Consider the following 19839-nt stretch of genomic DNA (forward strand, 5'->3'; position numbering starts at 1 on the left):
CCGGTGGACGGACTGCCGGACAGCCCGGCCGAGGCACCGGCGGACGGCCCGGCGGACGGACTGCCGGACGGCCCCGCCAACGTCTCTGCGGCGGGCGGGAGTTGCGGGTGCGCGCCGGTCACGACGCCTCCTTCGACGTACGGAACCTGTCCAGGCCGTACTGCTCGTGCTCGGCGACGAGCAGCCGGGTGTACTCGTGGCGCGGGTGGTGCAGCACCTGGCGGGTCGGGCCGTGCTCCACGACCTCGCCCTGCCGCATGACCAGCACCTCGTCGCAGATCTGGGCGACCACGGCCAGGTCGTGGGAGACCACCACCAGCGCCAGGCCGGTGCGTTCGCGCAGGTCGGCCAGGAGGTCGAGGATCTCGGCCTGCACGGTGACGTCGAGCGCGGTGGTGGCCTCGTCGGCGATCAGCACGCGCGGGCCGGCCGCGATCGCCGCGGCGATCAGGACCCGCTGGAGCATCCCGCCGGACAGCTCGTAGGTGTACTGGCCGTAGACCAGTTCCGGCTCGCGCAGGTGGACCGCGCGTAGCAGTTCGAGGGCGCGCTGCCGGGCCGGGCCCCGCTTCAGCCCGTTCTTGGCGCGGACCACCTCGGCGATCTGCGCGCCCACCTTGATCGACGGGTTGAGGTAGGACGCCGGGTCCTGGAAGACCGCGCTGATCGTGGCGCCGCGCAACCGCGTCCACTGCTGCGGGGTGAGGGTGGCGATGTCGGTGCCGGCGATCTCGACCGCGCCCTCGGAGATCTCGAAGTGCGCGGGGAGGATGCCGAGTACGGCACGGCAGGTGAGGGTCTTGCCGCTGCCCGACTCCCCCACCACGCCCACCGCCTTGCCGGGGGTCAGCTCGAAGTCGACGCCGTGCACGATCTCGCGGTCGGTGGCCCGGTCGGTGATGTGCAGGCCGGCGACCTTGAGCACGGTGGCGGGTTCGGGGCTCCCGGCGGGAGCCTCGGCGGGCGCGGTGCCGGGCGTGCCCGCGGTCCCGGCCGTCTCGGCGGCCCCTTGCGTCTGCTCGGCCTCCTCCGTCTCCGCGGTCCGCGTGGACGACGGGCTCTCGGACAGGTTCTCGGACAGTGCCGTCATGACGCGCCTCCGACCGGAGTGGGTGGGGTCCGGTCGGGGCGGCCGGCGCGGACCTTGCGGTTGTCGACCAGCGCGCGGCCCGCCTCGCCCGAGACGTCCCGGATCGCGTCGGCGAGCAGGTTGCCGGCCCAGACGGTGACCATGATCAGCAGCGCGGGGGCCACCGGGGCCCACGGCTGGTAGCTGAGGTATCCCAGGTCCGAGGCGAGCAGGCCGCCCCAGGTGGGCTCGGGCGGCTGGACCCCGATCCCCAGGAAGGTCAGGCTGGAGACGATGACGAACCCGACGCCGACGGTCTGGGCGAGCGCGACCGCGATCGGCGGGAGCACCTTGGTCCAGACGTGGCGGCGGACCACCCAGCCGACGGAGGCGCCGGAGATCAGCGCCGCCTCCACGTACTGCGAGCGGGCCACGGTCAAGGTGGCGGCGCGCGAGACGCGGTAGAACAGCGGCGAGACCAGCACGCCGGTGACCAGCATGGCCTGGGTGATGCCGTTGCCGAGCAGCGCGATCACCGCGACGGCGAAGAGCAGGAACGGCAGCGCGACCAGCGTGTCGACCACCCGCAGGGTGACCCACTCGAAGACCCGGCCGAGGTACACCGACAGGATGCCGGGGACCACCCCGACCACCAGGGCGGTCACGGCCACTTCGAGGGAGCCGAGCACGCTGACCCGGGAGCCGGCGAGCAGCCGGCTGAACACGTCGCGGCCGAGGTAGTCCGTGCCCAGCCAGTGGGAGCCGGAGCCGGCCGCGAGCGTGTGGGTGCTGGTGCCCAGCGGGTTCTGCGGCGCCAGCAGCGGGCCGAAGACGGCGAGCAGCGCGATGAGGGTGAGGATCGCCACGGCGATCCGGCCGGTGGGAAGCGACAGTACGCGGCGGAACATCCGTCACACCCCCCGCTGGGACGCCGGCGTCACGCGGGCCAGCACCAGGTTGACGATCAGGTTGAAGACGACGACGAGCACGATCGACACCACCAGGACGCCCTGCACCGCCGGCACGTCGCCGGACTGGGCCGAGTCGTTGGCGAACCGGCCGAACCCCTGGAGGCCGAACACCCACTCCGTCACCACGGAGGCGCCGACCAGCGCGGGGAACTTCAGCCCCAGCGTGGCGAGCGCGGGCCCGATCCCGTTGCGCAGCACATGCCCGAAGAAGATCCGCCGCGGGCTGAGCCCGCGGACGATCGCGCCGGTGACGTAGTTCTCCCGGTACGACGCGATGAGGCTGGTGCGCAACTGCCGGGCGACGTCGGCGATCACGTCGAAGCTGAGGGCGAGCGCGGGAAGCGTGATGTGCTCCAGCCACGGGGTGAGGCCCTGCGCCGCGGGGACGTAGCCCGCCGCCGGGAACAGGTGCAGCCCGACCGCGAAGACCTCCACGAGCACGATGCCGACCACGAACGCCGGCATCACCGAGATCAGGGTGACGAACCCGGTGATCGCCCGGTCCACCCAGGTGGTGTGCCGCAGCGCCGCCGCCGTGCCCAGCAGGAAGCCGGCGCAGACGCCGATGATCAGCGCGAAGGTCGCGATGGAGAGGCTGACGCCCAGGCCGAGGCCGATGAGCGTGGAGATGTCGGCGCCGTTGGTCCAGCTGGTGCCGAGCTGTCCGTGCAGGACACCGCTGAACCAGTGCCCGTACTGGACCAGGAAGGGCTGGTTCAGGCCCCACTGGGCCTCCACCCGGTGGATCGCCGCGGGAGTCGCGTCCTCGCCCAACTGGATGCGCGCGGGGCTGAGTCCGCTCAGCGACCGCAGTGCGAACGTCACGAAGGTCGCGACCAGGAAGACCGGCACGAAGATCGCGGCGGATCGGGCGAGGGCGGCCGTCACCCGGCCCAGCGTGTGCCGGGCGCTGGCCGCGGCGACCCCGCGGTGGCGGGCGGGCCCGGCCGGTGCCGGGCGCTCCTTCACCGGTGGCGCCGTCGTGGTCGTGGTCGTCGTCATGGGGTTGCCCCCTCTCTGTGCTGGGTGGACATCAGTGGCCGAGGGTCACGCCGGTCCAGTCGATGTGGCCGGGGTTCTTCGGCAGGTTCGACAGCGCCTTGCTCTTGGCGAAGAGGTTCGGCGCGGAGTACGTGAAGACCAGCGCCTTGCTCTGCAGGCCCGCGCGGGTCGCCGCCTGGAGGACCTGCGGGTAGTCCGGCGAGTCGATGCTGGTCTGCCGGACCTTCGCCACCGCCGCCTCGAAGCCGGCCGGCTCGTACGGCGTGCTGAGGTTCAGCGGGCCGTCGGGGCCGAAGTGCGCGGTGAGCGTCTGGAGGGCCGAGTCGCGCCCGGTGGTCCCGTACAGGGAGAAGGTCAGGTCCTTGGCGAAGAACGGCGTCGCCCAGTTCTTGTCGACCTTGATGGTGACGGTGATGCCGACCTTGGCGAGTTGTGACTGGACGATCTCGGCCTGCGGGTCCGCGGCCGGGATGACCAGGGTCAGCTTGATGGCGCCGGGCTGGTAGCCCGCCTCGGCGAGCAGTCGCTTCGACTTCGCCGGGTCGTACGGGTAGAGGTCCGCGGACTTCGGGTCGTAGGCCACGTAGCCCTTGGGGAACGGCTGGTCGGTGGCCGAGCCGTAGCCGAAGGTCAGCTTGTCCACGAACTCCTGCCGGTTGACGGCGTAGCGGACGGCGTCCACCACCTTGGCATCGGTGAACGGCGCCTTGTTGACGTTGAGGCTGATGTTCTCGGCGTTGAAGCCCGGCTGCACGAACACGTCGAGGCCGGCCTTCTTCGCGGCGTCGGCCTGGCTGGGCGCGATGTCGGCGAAGTTGTAGACGCCGGTCTGCAGGCCGGAGACGACGGTGGAGGCGTCCGGGGCGGAGGTCAGCTCCACGTTGTCGATGTGGATGTCCTTCGCGTCCCAGTAGTCCGGGTTCTTCTTCAGCAGCACCTTGGTGCCCGGCACGAGTTGGGTGACGGTGAACGGCCCGGCGCCGACCGGGCTCTGGTCCAGCTTCTTCGGGTTCGCGGCCGCCTTGGGGCTGGCGACCTGGAGCACGCGCTCGCCGAGCAGTTGCGGGATCTGGTAGTCGACCTGGGAGAGGTGGACGACCACGTCGAGGCCGCTCGCGTCCACGGACCTGATCGACGTCAGGTCGCCGAACAGCGCGGAGTCCTTCTGCGTCTTGGCCCGCTCGATGGCGGCCTTGATCGCGCTGCCGTCCAGTACGCTGCCGTCGCTGAACTTCAGGCCGGGCCGCAGGTGGAAGGTGACCTGGTCGCCCTTGGCGTTGTACTCCCAGGACCTGGCGAGGTCGGGCACGGCCTTGCCGGTGGCGTCGGTACGCGTCAACGAGGCGTAGACCAGGGCGAGTTCGCGGAACTGGGCGCCGCTGCCGCTGACCACCGGGTCCCAGTGGCTCGGGAAGGAGGAGGAGGCCCACTTCAGCGTGTCGCCGCCGCCCGCGGACGCGGACTGCCCGCCGCAGGCGCTGAGCGAGGCGCCCGCGGTGGTGACGAGGACGGCGGAGAGGGCAGCCAGCCGGATACGGCCGAGCCGCGGACGGGGGCGGGGGCGGAGGCGGGGGCCCGCCGCGGAACGGCGGGTGGCGATGCGTATGGACATCTCATACTTTCTGTCGACGCACTCCCGACCGGGGCGGGGCAGGAGCGGCAGGGCGGAGGGCGGGCCCGGCGCCCGTACCGGAGCGCACCGGCCCGCGGCGCGGTCGGTACGGGCATGCCGGTACGGCTCACGAGCACGCGTCGGGACACACCTCGGCCAACGCACCGCGTTTCAGGTGCTGTTGGTCAGGGAGCGGGTCGGTGGCGCACAGCGGCGAGCAGGGGCCGGGCGGGCAGGCGAAGCGGGCCGGACGGGGAAAGGGGGCACGCCGATGCGCGGCGTCGGTGACGCGGAACGGCGGGGGCGCCGCTCGGCGGCGCGAAGGGGGGCCGGTACCGCCGGGGGCGGTCAGGCGCCGGTGAACCGTGGGTGACGGATGGTCAGCGACAGAGGGCGCTGCACGTGCGCCGCAGGTCCACGTAGCGGCACACCACACCAGGGTGCGTCGAGAGCATGCTGCACATCTTGTGGGCTACGGCGAGCGGCTGTCAATGGACACCTTTTGATGTCTCATTCGGCGGACCGGGGTCTTCCCCGCCCCGGCCGCGGACCGGCCCCGCCCGGCGTGACGAACTACACCTGGGCGGCGGGATGCAGTGCGGCCTCGGCGGGGTGCAGCCACAGCGGGCCGTTGCCGGTCTCCACCCGCACCGCGTGCGGCGGTGGCCACGGCCCCTGCACCAGCAGCAGCCGCTCCGGGTCGGTCAGGCTCCGGTAGCGCGCGAGTGCCGCCGCCGGGGAGAGCGTTCCGCCCTCCGGCAGCCGGTCGCGGGCCGGCAGCAGGCCCGGGCACAGGTCGTCGAAGGCCGCGGCGTACTCCTCGAACGTCCGCCAGCCGGGCACCACGCGGTAGCCGGCCGCCGTCCGCAGCAGCAGCGTCGGCAGGGCGTAGCGGCGGCTCCCGTCGGCGGTCTCCTTGGCGACGCCGGGGTGCGGCGAGCCGGCGGTGGGGTCGAGCACCTCGGGCACCGGGCGGCGCGCCTCCGCGCGGTCGGCGCGCACCTGCCGGAGCACCCGCGGCGACGCCGCGTCGGCCGCCAGCCGGCGCAGGTCGAGGCCGGGCGCGCCGCGGACCGCCGCGAGCGCCAACTCCGCGGTGTCGGCCGGCTCGCCGAGCACGAAGACCGTCTCCCGCAGCCGGCGCAGCACCGCCTCGGCCGTGTCGCCGCCCTGGAGCTCCGCGGCCTTGGCGACGAGCGAGGACGGCCAGGAACTGGCCGCGACCCGGCTCAGCCGTACCGCGCACGGCGCCCGGGTGTGCTCGGTGATCCCCGCGACGTAGCGCGCGTACCAGGCGGTCTCCGCGGCGGGGTCGGGCGGCGGGTCGTCGTCGTGGTCGAAGAGGATGGCGTACACCCGGCGCCAGCGGACCCGGCCGGCCACCGCGGCCCGCAGCCGGCGCAGCACCGGCTCGGAGCCCCAGGACCACGGGCAGAGCGGATCGGTGTACTCCACCACCTCCACCGCCGGTTCCGGCTGCCGCGCAGCTGTCACGCCGCGCGCTTCCGGGCCGGCCGCTCGCGCTTCGCCGGGGCCAGCAGCGAGTGCAGGGTCACCCCGCCCAGGACCGCCGCGGCCTCCGCCTCGACCTGCCGCCACACCGCGGTCAGCCCGGCCGCCGGGCCGGGGTAGGCCAGCGCGGCCAGCGGCTCGCCGCGCAGCGTGATCAGCTCGCCGTCGACCGCGCGCACGACATCGAGCAGGGTGATCTCGTCGGCCGCCCGGCCCAACCAGTAACCGCCTTCGCAGCCGCGCTGGCTGCGCACCAGTCCGGCTCTTCGCAACTCGGCCACCACGGACTTCAGGAAGCGGAACGGGATCTCCTGTGCCGAGGCGATGGCCTCGCAACTGAGCGGGCGCCCGGGCTCGCTGGCGAGTTCCAGAAGGGCGCGCGTGGCGTAGTCCGCCTTCGCGGAGATATGCATGCTCCCATCATGCCCGATGCCCCTTCCGGGCGGGGATTTCCGCTGTGTACCGACCATTGCGGGAACATTGCCGCAGGTGAAGGCTAATAGACACCTCTTGACATCCTTTTCGGCGGCGCCCTAGCGTCCCGGCCATGAGTACGCCGCCGACGCAGCCTGGTGAAGGCTTCCATCCCCACCTGCACGACACCGACACCCCGACCCCGCCGACGTCGTCCCTGCGGGCCCGCCTGCACCACATCCGCGCCGACGCGCTGGACGGCGACACCGCCCAGAGCGGCGGCATGCGCAGGTTCGCCGCCGTCAGCGGGAAGACCGTCGGTTCGGAGAAGCTGTGGATGGGCCAGACCCACGTGGCTCCCGCGACGGCCTCCTCCGACCACCACCACGGCGAGTCCGAGACTGCGATCCATGTGGTGAGCGGCCACCCGGAGTTCGTCTTCGTCGACGACTCCGGCGACACCCCGCAGGAGGTGCGGCTGCGCACCTCCCCCGGCGACTACATCTTCGTCCCGCCCTACGTGCCGCACCGCGAGGAGAACCCGGACCCCGACGACGAGGCCGTGGTCGTCATCGCGCGCAGCACCCAGGAGGCGATCGTGGTCAACCTGCCCCGGCTCTACGCGCTGGGGTCGGAGCCGGGACCCGAGGACGGCTGAGCGAACCGAGCGATCCGAGCAGACCGACGACGCAGAGGAGAGCCCTGGTGACCAGTACCGAATCCCGCCCGGACGTCGCGGCGGACCTGAAGTCCGCGTTCCGGGAGGCCATGGCCGGCGTGGCCACCCCCGTCGCCGTGGTCACCGCCATGGCCGGGCCGTCCCCCTACGGCACCACCGTCAGCGCCTTCACCTCGCTCTCGATGGACCCGCCGATGGTCCTGGTCTCCCTCGACCGCGGCTCGGACCTGCTGGCGGTCATCGGCGGCAGCCGCAGGTTCGGCCTCAACATCCTCGGGGCGCAGCAGCCGGACCTCGCGATGAACTTCGCCCGCAAGGGCGGCCCGGCCAAGTTCGGCGGGGTCGACTGGCGCCTCGGCTCCCAGGTGCCCAGGCTGCCCGGCGCGAGCGGCTTCCTGGCGTGCGAGGTGGCCGACCTGGTGACGGGCGGCGACCACGTCGTCGTCTTCGGCCGGGTCCTGAGCGCCGAGGCCGCGCCGAGGCCGCCGCTGACCTACCACGCGCGGGCGTTCGGCACCCACACCGCGCTGGACGTCGACTCCCGCGCCTGACAGCGGCCTTGCGGCCCACGCGTCAGCACGGGTCGGCACGCGTCAGCACGTCACCACTCGTCACTCGTCACTCGTCACTCGTCACTCGACGAGGACGCTGTCGACGTTGACGCTGCCGGAGTCGCCCGGCCGGACCAGGAGGCGGACCACGTCGTCGCCGGCCGGCAGCGTCACTTCGGCGGTCACCGTGGACCAGGTGTCCCAACTCCCGGTCACCGGCAGCGAGATCTGCTGCGCGCTGCCGCCGGCCACGACGCTGATCGTCCGCGTCACCGACTCGTAGGGCGGCTGCCGGCCGCCGGTGGAGTTGGCGTACCGCACGGTGATCCGGTGCGGGCCGGCCGTCGGGACCGCGACGACGGCGGTGGTCGCGGCCCCCGCGTAGAGGCCGCCGACGAACCCGGTGCCGGTGTAGCCCGTGTGGTCGCTCGCCACGGACGCGCCGCCGCTGTTGATCGCGTCCTCGGCCTGGGCGGCGGTCCCGGCCGGCACCGGCGTCGCCACGTAGACCGGGGCGGTGGCCGTGGCCGAGTCGGTGCCGGCCGCGCCCCGCCAGGTGGTCGTCGCGGTGAGCGGCACCCGGGCCGGCGCCTGGTCCGCCGGGGCGGTCAGCGTCCAGGCGCGGGTGACGGTCGCGCCCTGGCGTACGGTCGCCGCCGCCGCTGAGTCAGGCGTGGCCTGGTCGGGCGTGGCCTGGTCGGGCGTGGCCGTCCAGCCGGCGGGCAGCGAGAACGCGGTGCGCACGTCCGTGGCGTCCGCGCCGCCGATCGACCGCAGGGTCTGGGTGACCACGGCCGACGAGCCGGGCGCCATCGCGTCGGGCGCGTCGAGGGTGGTGATCAGGTCGGGCGCCGCCGCGTCGGGCAGGTCGAGTTCGGCGATGCTCGCCGGATCGCCTCCGGCGAAGGCGAGCCGGACGGCGCGGCCGGTGACCGGGCGCCAGGTGGCGTCGAGGTTCCCGGCCGGCGGCACGGCGCCCGCGGCGACCTGCTGCCAGCGCCCGCCGGCCGACCGCACCTGGACGGCGTACGAGGCGGGCCGGGTCGCACCCCAGCGCACGTCCGCGTGACCGGTCCTGACCGGCCGGGCAGGCGTCACCGTGTACGACGAGGTGGTGTCCGCCGCCGTCCAGGTGGTGACGGCGTTGCCGTCGACGGCGGCGGCCGGCTGGTCGACGGCCTGCGCGGAACTGGCCGAAACGGCCTGGCAGCGGGCGGAGTTGTCGGTCGGGCTCAGGTCCGGGCGGGCGGTCGGCAGGACGGCGGTCCGCCCGGTGGCGAGGCGCCTGGTGCCGTCCGGGGAGGCGAGGGTGATCGGTGCGCCCGAGGCGAGGCGGACCGTGGTCGTCGCGGGCCCGACGTGCACGTCCACGCTCCGCCCCTGGTAGCGCAGGCCGGTCAGGGTGATCCCGCCCGGCAGTTGCGGCGGGAGGGTCGGGGCGAGCGTCAGCGCGCCGGTGTCCCACCGCAGGCCGGCGAACCCGTAGCCGAGGGTCTGCAGGAACCCGCCGGCCCCGGTCGCGAAGTCGAACGCCGGGTTGGACTGGCCGCCGGAGGGCGTCAGGTACTGCGTCTCGTTGAACTGGGCGAACGCGCCGCGCAGGAACGGCTGGTAGGAGTTCTGGAAGAGCGTGTAGTCCAGGCAGCCCGGCTGCCGGACCTGCGCCGCGATCACCGCCTCCACCGACGCGGTCATCGCGGGACCGCCGGTGTCCGTGACGGGCATGTAGCGGTCGAGGTCGGCCGCGGCGGCGCCGAGGTCGGTGACATAGCCGAACGGGTACGTCATCAGCACCGTGTCCGCCTGCTTGGCCGGCTGCCCGGCGTATCCCGGGTACTCGGGGTGGGTGCCGTCGGGGTCGGTCGCGACGTCGATCCGCGCCGCGACCGCCGACCAGGCCGGGTCCGGGTCCACGTGCAGCGCGTGCGCCGCGGCCACGGCGTCGCGCAGCGCGACGACCGCACCGGCGTTCGTCGCCGACTCGTCGTCGACCCCCGAGGTGTACTCGTCGGGACCGGTGACGTGGTCGATGTGGTCCTTGCCGTCCGGGCCCGGCGTCACGCGGCTGACCCAGAAGTCGGCGACGTCCTTGATCACCGGATAGCCGTCGGCGCGCAGCCAGCCGGTGTCCGCGGTGGCCTGGTAGTACTGCCACTGGGCGAGGGCGATGTCCGACTGGAGGTGGTCCTCGTAGCCGGCGCACGGCGCGAGGCCGCCGCACGTACCGCTGGGGCCGTTGTCCCAGGCCCATGAACCGCCTTGGTAGCCGGCGGACTTGGCGTTCGCCTCGGCCGCGCCGATGGTGTCGTGGCGGAACGCGACGATGGACTTGGCGAGTTCGGGGTGCAGGGCGAGCAGCGCGGGGAACATCCACGTGTCGGCGTCCCAGAAGATCTCACCGCCGTAGTTGTCGCTGGACAGTCCGGCCGGCGGGATGCTGAAGTCCACGCCCGCGCGCAGGCTGGAATACAGCAGGTAGAAGGAGCTGTTGACGGCCGTCTGCACGGACGGCTGCCCGTCGACCGTCACGCGCCGCCGCCACAGCGCGGCCCACTGCGCGACGTGCGCGGCGAGCAGCCGCTGCCGGCCGGTCGCGGCCGCCCGGTCCACGGTGTCCCGCGCCACCGCGGCCGGGCTGCCGGGGTCGTCGGACGTCGAGACGCCCACGTACTTGGTGAAGGCGTAGGTGGCCCCGGCGCGTACCGGCACCGCGAGGCGCTCGCCCGCGGTGGCGGCGTCGTCCGCCGGCAGCAGGGCGTCCCGGCGGGCGACCCGCACCCCGTGCTCCGCCACCAGCCGGGCGGTCTCCGCGACGGCCGTCCCGCGTCCTGGCGTGGTGAGTTGAACGGTCGCGGTGTCGGACGAGGTGTCCACCGCGCGCCCGGTCGGGGTGATCCGCTGCGCGCCGGCGCCGTTCAGCAGCGAAGCGACCGACAGGCCGCCGCTCCAGGCCGGCGTGATGCTCGCCCGCACCACGCCGAGGTGCATACGGTCCCGGTCGGCGAGCACTTCGTACCTGACGGTCGCGGACCGGCCCGGCGCGGGCGTCCAGCGGAAGGTGGTGGTGACGGTGGCCGTGCGCAGGTCGAGGGTCTGGCGGTAGTCGCTGACCTGGTCGGCGGGGACGTGCGGGTCCAGTACGTGCCCGTCGACGGTGAAGGAGAGGTCCGACCAGGTCGGCAGGGTGGAGATGTAGTCGGAGTCGCCGTCCTTCCCGTACACCCCCGCGACCAGGGCGGTGGTCGAACGGGGGTTGCCGAGCGGCCAGTTGCCCGTACCGAGGTCGCCGTCGCCCTCGAACCCGGCGCCGATGGCGGCCACCCGCTGGCCGAGGTAGCCGTTGCCGACGAACGGCTCCTGCGTGTAGTCGTCCGGCGCGTAGGAACGGTTGGTGAGCACCCACGAATCCGCGGGCCCGGCCGTGGAGTCGGGTGCCGCCGCTGCCTGGGCCGCCGGCACCGCCACCGTACCCGCCGCGAGCAGCACCGCGACCACCGTCGACGCACCCGCACGCCCGGTCCTTCTCCGCCACATACCGCCCCGCCCCTGTCCGCGCCCGTCCGCTTCCGCCCGCCCGCCCGCGACGCGCGCCGGCGGCCACCGGGCACGCTACCGCCGTTGTCAACCAGCGCGGTTGACCCGCGGCCGGCCCCGAAGCGGTGCGTGCCCGCGGGCGGTCACGCCACGGCGTGGTGGCGCAACTCCGCGTGCGGGTCGGCGCCGTGGGCGACGTGGTCGATGTGCACGGTCGCGGCGGTCAGCCGCGGAACGGCGTGGATCAGGGCGTGTTCGGCGGCGACCGCCAACGCGTGGGCCCGCATCACCGTCAGGTGCGGGTCGACCACGATGTCCGCCTCGGCCCGCAGCGCGTGGCCGATCCACCGCATCCGCACCGCCCCGACGCCGAGCACGCCGGGCACCTGGCGCAGCGCCTCCTCCGCGGCGTCCACCGACGCGGGGTCCACGGAGTCCATCAGCCGCCGGTAGACCTGCCGGGCGGCGTCCTTGAGCACCACCAGGATCGCCGCGGTGATCAGCAGGCCCACCACGGGGTCGGCCCAGCGCCAACCGACCGCGGCGCCCCCGGCGCCCAGCAGCACCGCCAGCGAGGTGAAGCCGTCGGTGCGGGCGTGCAGGCCGTCGGCGACCAGCGCCGCCGACCCGATCCGCCGGCCGACGGCGATCCGGTGGCGCGCCACCCACTCGTTGCCGGCGAACCCGGCCAGCGCGGCGACCGCCACCGCCCACAGGTGCGTCACGTCACGCGGCTCCAGCAGCCGGCGCACCGCCTCGTAGCCGGCCAGCGCGGAGGAGCCGGCGATGGTCAGCACGATCGCGATACCGGCCAGGTCCTCCGCCCGCCCGTACCCGTAGGTGTAACGGCGGGTCGCCGCGCGCCGGCCGAGCACGAAGGCGATCCCCAGGGGCACCGCGGTCAGCGTGTCGGCCGCGTTGTGGATCGTGTCGCCCAGCAGCGCCACCGACCCCGACACCGCGACGACCGTCACCTGGATCACGGTGGTGGCACCGAGGACTCCCAACGACAGCCACAGCGCCCGCAGTCCCTCCCGCGAGGTCGCCAGCGCGGAGTCCACCTTGTCCATCGCCTCATGGCTGTGCGGGGTGACCATGTGCGCGAGCCGGTACCGGAACCGGGCCCGCCGCGCACCGCCGTGTCCCTGTTCGCGGCCGTGTTCGTGGCCGTGGCCCTGTTCGTGGCCGTGTTCGTGGCCGCGCTCCCGCTCGTCCGCGCGCTCGTGCGTGTGGCCGTGCCCGTGCTCGTGCCCGTGCCCGTGGGTGTGCTCGCCGGCGTCCATGCCCCTACGGTGACAGCTCCGGCCGATTGCAGCCATCACCCTGATACCTGCGCTGAGCTGCTGCGATTCCGTCGCAACAACTCCTTCGTCGCCACTGGAAGGCCGTTGCGTGCCGTCCGTACCGGCCCGGACCGCGAAGGTCCTTTCCGTGCACGCCCGTTCGGCGCGGACCCGTTCCGCGCGGACCCCTCCCGTTCAGGCCCGGGCGAGGCGCGGGGCCGGGCTCCGCGGGCGCGCCCCGACGGCGAACGCGGCCGCGTAGACCGTGGCGGCCACCGCCACGATCGCGAAGCTCGGCGGCATCTTCGGGACCGCGTAACTGATGGTCAGGCCGCCCCACATCTCGGCGACCGCGAGCACCGTGGACAGCGCGAACGCCCGCGCGGGGTTGTCGGTCAGCCGCTGGGCGGTGCCCGCCGGGGCGGCGAGCAGTCCGAGCAGCAGCAGCGACCCGACCGCCTGGCTGGCCTCGGCCGCGGTGACGCCGACCAGCGCGAGGAAGCCGAACCCCAGCAACCGTACCGGGACGCCCCGCGCCGCGGCGACCGCCTCGTCGACGGAGGCGAACAGCAGCGGCCGGAAGACGGCGAGCACCACCGCGCACACCCCCGCCGCCACGGCGGCGGCCGTACCGGCCTGGCCCGCCGACATGCCGAAGATGGAGCCGAAGAGCACCCGCACGCCGGCTCCGGCGTTGTTCGCGCCGCCGGAGGTCGTGTAGAGGGTGAGGAAGAAGGCGCCCAGGCCGGTGATCCAGGCGAAGACGCTGCCGATCGCGACGTCGTCGGCCCGGCCGGACCGGGACAGGGTGCCGAGCAGGACGGCGACGGCGATGGTCGCGGCGTACAACCCCAGCCGCAGGTCGACCCCGGCGGCCAGCGCGGCGAGCGAACCGGTGAACGCCATGTGGCTGAGCGCGTCGCCGGTGAAGACCTGGGCGCGCAGCACCAGGAAGTAGCCGACCATGCCGGAGGCGGCGGCGACGGCCGCCCCGGCCAGGACCGCGTGCAGGAAGAAGGGGTGCCCGAGCGCGCCGGGCCACCCGGAGGCGAGGACGGTCACAGCAGGCTCCCCGAGGTCCACGCGGGCGTGCCCGCGGCAGCCACGGCCCTGCGGCCGGGCGCCCGTCCGCGGCGCTCGCGCAGCAGGCGGACTCCCCAACTGGCCGCGTAGGCGGCGAAGGCGAAGGTGGTCACCCAGAATCCGATCGGGTACGGCGAGTAGTAGGCCACGGTCAGGCTGGTCCAGGTCACGGCGAGCGCGATGCCCACCGACGCGGCGATGCCGAGGACCGGCCGGGCGGTCAGGTTCTGCGCGGTGGCGGCGGGCATCACCAGCAGCGCGAACACCAGGAGCGCGCCGGTGATCTGGCTGGTCGCCGCCGTCGCCGCGCCCAGCACGACGAGGAAGACGGTGGACAGCAGCCGGACCGGCACGCCGCGGGCGGCGGCGACCGCCGGGTCGACGGAGGCGAACAGCAGCGGCCGCCCGACGACGGCCAGCACCAGCAGCACCGCCGCGCCCACCGCGGCCAGCACCTCCACCTGGGTCGTCGTGACGCCCAGGAAGCTGCCGAACAGCAGGGCGTCGACGCCGCCGAGGAACCCCTTGTAGAGGGCGATGAAGAGGAATCCGGCGCCGAGCAGGAACGCCTGGATGGTTCCGGTCACCGCCGCCTCCTCGCCGCCGCCGGACCCGCCGCCGGACCCGTGGCCGGACTCGTGCCCCCCGGCCCGCGGGATCGCGGCGATCACCAGCGCCGCGCCGACGCAGAACGTGAAGTAGCCGTAGACCGCGCCGACTCCCAGCAGGGTGGCACCGGCGGCACCCGGGAAGGCCACGGTGGACAGGGTGTGGCCGGCGAAGCTCTGCCGGCGCAGCACCATGTACCAGCCGATCACCCCGGCCAGCACGGCCACGATCGCGCCGGCCCGGAAGGCGTTGACCATGAAGGGGAACGCCCACATCTGCCGGAGGTCGGCGACCGGGTTCCAGGACCAGTCGGTCGCCGCGTCAGCGATCAGCACGGAACTCCCCCTCCCCCGCCGGCGGGTGGCGGTCGCCGTGCACCGCGGGCGCCTCGGGTTGCCCGACGACGACCAGCCGGCCGTCGGAGGTCCGCAGCACCTCGATCGGCGTCCGGTACAGGCGGGTCAGGGTCCGCGAGGTGATGACCTCGTCCGGGGTGCCGGCCACCGCCCCGCCCTCGGCCAGGTACACCACCCGGTCCAGGTGCGCGAGGATCGGGTTGGCGTCATGGGCGACCATCACCACGCTGACCTTCTCCTCGCGGCAGATCCGGCCGATCAGGGCGGCCACCGACGCCTGGTTGGGCAGGTCGAGGCTGTCCAGCGGCTCGTCCAGCAGCAGCAGGCGGGGCTGCCTGACCAGCGCCTGGGCGATCAGCAGCCGCTGCTGCTCGCCGCCGGAGCACTGCCCGATCGGCCGGTGTGCGTACGCCGACGCGCCGACCAGATCGATGACCTGGGCGATCCGTTCCCGGGCGGCACGCGCCGAGCCCGGCCGCCCCAGCCCCCAGCGGTCGCCGTCCCAGCCCATCCGGACGATGTCGACGCCGCGGATGCGCAGGCCGGCGTCGAAGCTGCGCCGCTGCGGCAGGTAGCCGACCTGGTGCGCGAGCCGGCCCGGGGCGCGGCCGAGGACGGTGACGCTGCCGCCGGCCGTCGGGACCAGCCCGAGGATCGCCTTGACCAGGGTCGACTTGCCGACCCCGTTGGGCCCCAGGACGGCGACGAACTCCCCCGGCGCGATGTCGAGTTCGACATGGGACCACAGGGTGCGGCCGCCGACCCGCACGGCCGCGTCCCGCAGGGACACCACCGCGGGACCGTCCGGCGGCGGCGGGCCGCCGGCGGCCGTCCGCAGCGTGTGGTCGGCGGCCGTCGCCGCGGGCGGGACGTTTCCCCGCGCGGCAGGCGGGACGTTTCCTCGCCGGCCGGACGCGGCGTCTCCCCGCGGACCAGGCGGGACGTTTCCTCGCGGGCCGGGCGGGCAGCCCTCGCACGAGCCGGCGGCCTCGCCGGCACGCGGACCGGGCACACCGGCACGCGGACCGGGCACGCCGTCGCGCAGACCGGGCACGCCCTGGCGGACGGCCTCGCGGAGTCTGGTGAGCGGGCGCACGGCTATTTGCCCGTCGCTTCGGCCAGGGCCCGCTGGAGACCCTTGAGCTCGGTGACCTGCCACTGCTGGAACGACGCCCCCGCCGGGGTGAGGGTCTCGGTGACCGTGGCGACCGGGATGCCTTTCGCCTTGGCCGCCTTGACCTGCGCCTGCACGTCGGGCGTGGCGTTCTGGCTGTTGTAGACGTAGACCTTGATCTGCTTGGCGGCGATCTGGTGGTCGATGGTGTTCTTGTCCCGCGCGGTGGGGTCGGAGCCCTCGCTGATCGCGTTGAGGAACGAGTACGGCGTGAGCATCTTCAGGCCGAGGCCGTCCGCGAGCGGGCTGACGATCGACTCCGAGGCGCCGATCGGGGTGCCGGCGTACGTCGCTTTGATGCCGGCGACCAGGCTGTTGTACTCCCCGAGCGTCTTGGTCTCGAAGGCGTCCTTCCGGGCGTCGAAGTAGCCGGCGTCCGCGGGGTCGGCCTTCTTGTAGTCGGCGGTGATCCGCTCGATCACTTTGTGCACGTCGTCCGGGGAGTACCAGCGGTGCGGGTTGCCGCCGTCCTTGACCCCGACCAGGTCGCCCACGTCGAGTTCCGTGCGCTGCCCCGAGGGGTTGGACGCCAGCAGCTTGCCGGCCCACGCGTCGTAGCCGATGCCGTTGACGATCGCGTACGTGGCGGTGGCGACGGTGCGCGCGTCGGCGGCGGTCGGCTCGTAGTCGTGCGGGTCGGTGTCGGGGTTCGAGATGATGCTGGTGACCTTCACATGGCTGCCGCCGACCTGCGCGGCGATGCTGCCCCAGAAGTTCTCCGCCGCGACCACCCGGATGACCTTGCCGCCGCCCGAACTTCCGGCGGAGGCGCCGGACTTGCCGTCGCCGGAGGACTTCGAGGAGGTGGAGCACGCGCTGGTCGCCGCCAGGGCGGCGACCAGTATCCCGCCGGCGGCGAACGTGGAGCGGCGGTGCGCCGTACTGCGGGCGACGGGGCTGGTCATGGCGGTTCTCCTCGTGCGGTGCCGGCAAGGACCGCGGCACGATCGGCCGCGGCTCCCTCACCGTAATTGAAAACGAATCTCAATCCCACCTCGGCCAAGGCAAGATGAAAATCATTACAGAATCTTGACCTTTGGCTCCGCCGTCCAGGCTCCGGAGCCCACCGTCGGCGCATCGCCGCTGGTCACAGCGGTGCGCGGCGGGAAGGGCCGGGTCGGGCGCGGCGTCCGCGGGCCACTCCGGAGGGGCGGAGGGGCGCCCGTGTACGGCGGCGCGCCGTCGTCGCACGACGGCCCGGCTCGTACGGCGGCGCGCTCGCGACCTCGATACATGCGCACATTGCCATATGTTAATGTCGCCATAAGAGGGCGATCGCGCCCGCCCGACACCGGAGTCCGACCCGAACTCCGCCACCAGACGAGGAGTGGCAGCATGACCACCTCGACCGAGCACCGGCCGCACGCCGATCACGAGCACGTGCACGGCACGGGATGCGGCCATGTCGCCGTGCCGCACGGCGACCACACCGACTACGTGCACGACGGACATCTGCACCGGAGCCACGACGGCCACGCCGACGAGTGCGCGACCGCGCAGCACGCCGAGCACAAGGGGCACACCCACGAGCACGGCCCCGGCTGCGGCCACGTCGCGGTGCCGCACGGCGACCACACCGACTACGTGCACGACGGACACCGGCACGCCGCCCACGAAGGGCACTGGGACGAGCACTGAGCGCGGGCCCACCCAGAGCCGCCCACGCCCCGTCCGGACCTCACCCGGGGCCCGCCCCGGCCCCCGTCCGACGCCCTACATGGGACCCATTCTCATATGTTAGGTTTTGCATATGACGGTTCCCGTTCAGCCGGACGACTCGACCCTGGCCCTGCGGGCGGCAAGCGAGCTGCTCCGGGCCCTGGCGTCGCCCGTACGGATGGGCATCGTGCGTGAGCTGTCCACCGGCGGCAAGCGGGTCCACGAACTCGTCGCCGCCCTCGGGGTCAACCAGCCCCTGGTCTCGCAGCACCTGCGCGTTCTGCGCACGTCACGCATCGTGGCGACCCACCGCCAGGCCCGCGAGGTCGAGTACACCCTGGTCGACGAGCACGTCGCGCACATCGTGCTCGACGCGATCCGGCATGTCGAGGAGTGAACGGCCGGCCGGGGTGTCCGCCCCGGCCGCCGCTTCGCCGGCCACCACCGCCACCGAGCCCACCGAGCACGCCGAACACACCGAGCACGTCGAACACACCCCGCATCCACCGGAGGGAAGATCCGTGAGCGCAGCCGGACAGTCCGTCCGCGGCCGCTCGACCCGGCAGCGCACCGCCGTGTCCGCCGCCCTGGACGAGGTCGAGGAGTTCCGCAGCGCGCAGGACCTGCACAGCATCCTGAAACTGCGCGGCGAGTCGGTGGGCCTGACCACCGTCTACCGCACCCTGCAGTCCCTCGCCGAGGCGGGGGAAGTGGACATGCTGCGCACCGGCGACGGCGAGTCCGTCTACCGCCGGTGCTCCGAGGGCGGCCACCACCACCATCTGGTCTGCCGTTCCTGCGGACGAACGGTCGAGGTCGAGGGGCCCGCGGTGGAGCGGTGGGCCGACGCGATCGCCACGGAGCACGGCTTCGTCGACATCGTGCACACGATGGAGATCTTCGGCACCTGCGCCGGGTGCGCTTCGGAGCGGCCCGCCCCGAAGTAGCGCCCACCCGGGGAACGCCGCCGGCCCGCGGTTCGCCGGGCGTACCGCGGGCCCCGGGGAGCACTCGCCCGGGGCCCGCGGCGTACGGGTCGCGGCACGCCGGCCGCTCGCCCGTCCGCTCAGTCGTCACCCTCCGGGTGGCCCCCGCCGAAGAGGACCTCCAGGGCGTCGACCGCGCTGCCGTCGTGGTCACTGCCGGCATCGCCGTGACCGGTCTGGACGTTGGCCGTCCGGTCGACCTCAAGGATCGAGTCGGAGTGCGAGTTGTCCAGGACGGTGATCGGGCTTCCGTCGGCCACCGCGGGCGCCGCCCCGCAGGCCAGCGCGGCCGCGGTGAGCAGCAGCACCGCCCGCGCCCGCGAACGCGCCCGCGACCCCGGGAGAGCCGCGTGCGCACCCCGGCTCATACGCCGGCCAGCTCGACGTCGGGGTGGTGGCGGGCGATGTTCCGCTCCAGCAGCCGGGTGGACGCCGCGACGCCGATCCCCTCCATTTCGTCGACGACCGGAAGGCGTCCGTCGGCGGCCTTGAGGTCGACGAGTGCCGCACCCACCGCCGCGTGCGCCGCGAACAGGCACGGCGTGCTGTAGATCGCCACGTCCATGCCGAGCTCGGTCAGCTCGCTCAACGACAGCCGCGGGGACTTGCCGCCGGCGATCTGGTTGAACAGCAGGGGCTTGCTGCCTACCGCCTCGCGAATCCGCCTGATCCACTCCACGCTGCGGACCCCGTCCACCAGGACGACATCGGCGTCGGTCGCCGCGAGGCGCTCGGCGCGGCGCAGGATGTCCTTCTCCTCCGTCGCGTCCGTGCGCGCCACCACGACCAGGTCCCGGCGGGTCGCCAGCACCATCTCCAGCTTCTCCAGGTACTCCTCCAACGGCAGTACCTGCTTGCCGTCGGCGTGCCCGCAGCGGCGCGGGCGCTTCTGGTCCTCCAGGATCACCCCGGAGGCCCCGATCCGCTCCAGTCCCTCCACGACATGGCAGGCCACCTCCGGGTCGACGTAACCGTCGTCGATGTCCACCAGCAGGTGCTGCTGGGGGAACGCGCCGCGCAGCCGCTGCACGAAGCCCACCATGTCCGGCCAGGCGATGAACCCGATGTCGGGCAGGCCGTAGTACGACGCGGCGAACCCGAAGCCGGAGACGAACATCCCGTCGAAGTGCTCAGCGGCCAGCGACGCCGAGTACATGTCGTAGACGCCGATCAACGGCGTCGTGCCCGGCGCGGCGATCTGCGCACGCAACTTGTTTCCGTAGCTCAAGGTGACTCCCTTGGATGATGGCGCCCTCTGAACGGGCGCGGCCCGGGCCGTCCCGAAACGGGGACCCTTTACCAAAAGAGGATGGTTCCGGTGCCGAGTCTTGATTCATAGATGACT

The 19839-nt window shown here is 73.5% G+C and carries 19 protein-coding genes; 5 read left to right on the forward strand and 14 right to left on the reverse strand.

What is annotated here, in order from left to right:
• Positions 1 to 118: 118 nt before the first annotated feature.
• The 6 genes from AB0399_RS06050 to AB0399_RS06075 form a co-directional block, all read right to left on the reverse strand.
• A complete protein-coding gene (locus AB0399_RS06050) occupies positions 119 to 1090 on the reverse strand; it encodes an ABC transporter ATP-binding protein (RefSeq protein WP_366410392.1) in 972 nt (323 codons plus the stop codon).
• Complete coding sequence (locus AB0399_RS06055; RefSeq protein WP_329363320.1) at positions 1087 to 1977, reverse strand: ABC transporter permease; 891 nt, start codon at positions 1975 to 1977, stop codon at positions 1087 to 1089. The genes AB0399_RS06050 and AB0399_RS06055 overlap by 4 nt, the downstream gene beginning before the upstream one ends.
• A gap of 3 nt (positions 1978 to 1980) precedes the next feature.
• Positions 1981 to 3042, reverse strand: coding sequence for an ABC transporter permease (locus AB0399_RS06060; RefSeq protein ID WP_366410393.1), 1062 nt, complete (start codon positions 3040 to 3042; stop codon positions 1981 to 1983).
• A 31-nt stretch (positions 3043 to 3073) separates the two neighbouring features.
• Positions 3074 to 4654: an ABC transporter substrate-binding protein gene (locus AB0399_RS06065; protein ID WP_366410394.1), complete on the reverse strand. Its 1581-nt coding sequence runs from the start codon at positions 4652 to 4654 to the stop codon at positions 3074 to 3076.
• A gap of 573 nt (positions 4655 to 5227) precedes the next feature.
• Positions 5228 to 6148 (reverse strand): DsbA family protein, encoded by a 921-nt coding sequence (locus AB0399_RS06070; protein ID WP_366410395.1) that lies wholly within the window; start codon positions 6146 to 6148, stop codon positions 5228 to 5230.
• The gene (locus AB0399_RS06075; protein WP_328471231.1) at positions 6145 to 6579 is read right to left on the reverse strand and encodes an Rrf2 family transcriptional regulator; all 435 of its coding nucleotides are present in this window, start codon (positions 6577 to 6579) and stop codon (positions 6145 to 6147) included. The genes AB0399_RS06070 and AB0399_RS06075 overlap by 4 nt, the downstream gene beginning before the upstream one ends.
• 134 nt (positions 6580 to 6713) lie before the next feature.
• Between AB0399_RS06075 and AB0399_RS06080 the strand changes: the two genes are divergently transcribed.
• Together AB0399_RS06080 and AB0399_RS06085 are read left to right on the forward strand one after the other, a co-directional pair.
• Positions 6714 to 7238, forward strand: a complete 525-nt coding sequence (locus tag AB0399_RS06080; RefSeq protein ID WP_329363329.1) for a cupin domain-containing protein — start codon at positions 6714 to 6716, stop codon at positions 7236 to 7238.
• A 47-nt stretch (positions 7239 to 7285) separates the two neighbouring features.
• Complete coding sequence (locus tag AB0399_RS06085; RefSeq protein ID WP_329363331.1) at positions 7286 to 7810, forward strand: flavin reductase family protein; 525 nt, start codon at positions 7286 to 7288, stop codon at positions 7808 to 7810.
• An 81-nt stretch (positions 7811 to 7891) separates the two neighbouring features.
• On the opposite strand, the gene AB0399_RS06090 is transcribed toward AB0399_RS06085, so the two are convergent.
• From AB0399_RS06090 to AB0399_RS06115, 6 genes are all read right to left on the reverse strand, one after another.
• The gene (locus AB0399_RS06090) at positions 7892 to 11344 is read right to left on the reverse strand and encodes a carbohydrate-binding protein (RefSeq protein ID WP_366410396.1); all 3453 of its coding nucleotides are present in this window, start codon (positions 11342 to 11344) and stop codon (positions 7892 to 7894) included.
• A 143-nt stretch (positions 11345 to 11487) separates the two neighbouring features.
• Positions 11488 to 12627: a cation diffusion facilitator family transporter gene (locus AB0399_RS06095; RefSeq protein ID WP_366410397.1), complete on the reverse strand. Its 1140-nt coding sequence runs from the start codon at positions 12625 to 12627 to the stop codon at positions 11488 to 11490.
• 195 nt (positions 12628 to 12822) lie between these two features.
• Positions 12823 to 13689 carry a metal ABC transporter permease gene (locus AB0399_RS06100; RefSeq protein WP_366410398.1) on the reverse strand — a complete coding sequence of 289 codons (867 nt, stop codon included), beginning with the start codon at positions 13687 to 13689 and terminating at the stop codon, positions 12823 to 12825.
• Positions 13686 to 14654 carry a metal ABC transporter permease gene (locus AB0399_RS06105; RefSeq protein WP_366410399.1) on the reverse strand — a complete coding sequence of 323 codons (969 nt, stop codon included), beginning with the start codon at positions 14652 to 14654 and terminating at the stop codon, positions 13686 to 13688. The genes AB0399_RS06100 and AB0399_RS06105 overlap by 4 nt, the downstream gene beginning before the upstream one ends.
• Positions 14641 to 15468 (reverse strand): ABC transporter ATP-binding protein, encoded by an 828-nt coding sequence (locus AB0399_RS06110; RefSeq protein ID WP_366410400.1) that lies wholly within the window; start codon positions 15466 to 15468, stop codon positions 14641 to 14643. Before AB0399_RS06110 ends, AB0399_RS06105 begins: the two co-directional genes overlap by 14 nt.
• Positions 15469 to 15773: 305 nt before the next feature.
• Positions 15774 to 16754 carry a zinc ABC transporter substrate-binding protein gene (locus AB0399_RS06115; RefSeq protein ID WP_366410401.1) on the reverse strand — a complete coding sequence of 327 codons (981 nt, stop codon included), beginning with the start codon at positions 16752 to 16754 and terminating at the stop codon, positions 15774 to 15776.
• Positions 16755 to 17184: 430 nt separating this feature from the next.
• Between AB0399_RS06115 and AB0399_RS06120 the strand changes: the two genes are divergently transcribed.
• The 3 genes from AB0399_RS06120 (at position 17185) to AB0399_RS06130 (ending at position 18455) form a co-directional block, all read left to right on the forward strand.
• Complete coding sequence (locus AB0399_RS06120) at positions 17185 to 17487, forward strand: hypothetical protein (protein ID WP_366410402.1); 303 nt, start codon at positions 17185 to 17187, stop codon at positions 17485 to 17487.
• A 112-nt stretch (positions 17488 to 17599) separates the two neighbouring features.
• Entirely contained in the window at positions 17600 to 17905 is a 306-nt protein-coding gene (locus AB0399_RS06125; protein WP_329363349.1) for a metalloregulator ArsR/SmtB family transcription factor, read from the forward strand.
• A gap of 124 nt (positions 17906 to 18029) precedes the next feature.
• Entirely contained in the window at positions 18030 to 18455 is a 426-nt protein-coding gene (locus tag AB0399_RS06130; RefSeq protein WP_366410403.1) for a Fur family transcriptional regulator, read from the forward strand.
• A gap of 119 nt (positions 18456 to 18574) precedes the next feature.
• On the opposite strand, the gene AB0399_RS06135 is transcribed toward AB0399_RS06130, so the two are convergent.
• Complete coding sequence (locus AB0399_RS06135) at positions 18575 to 18802, reverse strand: hypothetical protein (protein ID WP_329363354.1); 228 nt, start codon at positions 18800 to 18802, stop codon at positions 18575 to 18577.
• 56 nt (positions 18803 to 18858) lie between these two features.
• Positions 18859 to 19722, reverse strand: coding sequence for an isocitrate lyase/PEP mutase family protein (locus tag AB0399_RS06140; RefSeq protein ID WP_366410404.1), 864 nt, complete (start codon positions 19720 to 19722; stop codon positions 18859 to 18861).
• Positions 19723 to 19839: the final 117 nt, after the last annotated feature.

Origin of the sequence: Streptomyces sp. NPDC088194 (assembly GCF_040702025.1) — a bacterium.
GTDB lineage: Bacteria > Actinomycetota > Actinomycetes > Streptomycetales > Streptomycetaceae > Actinacidiphila.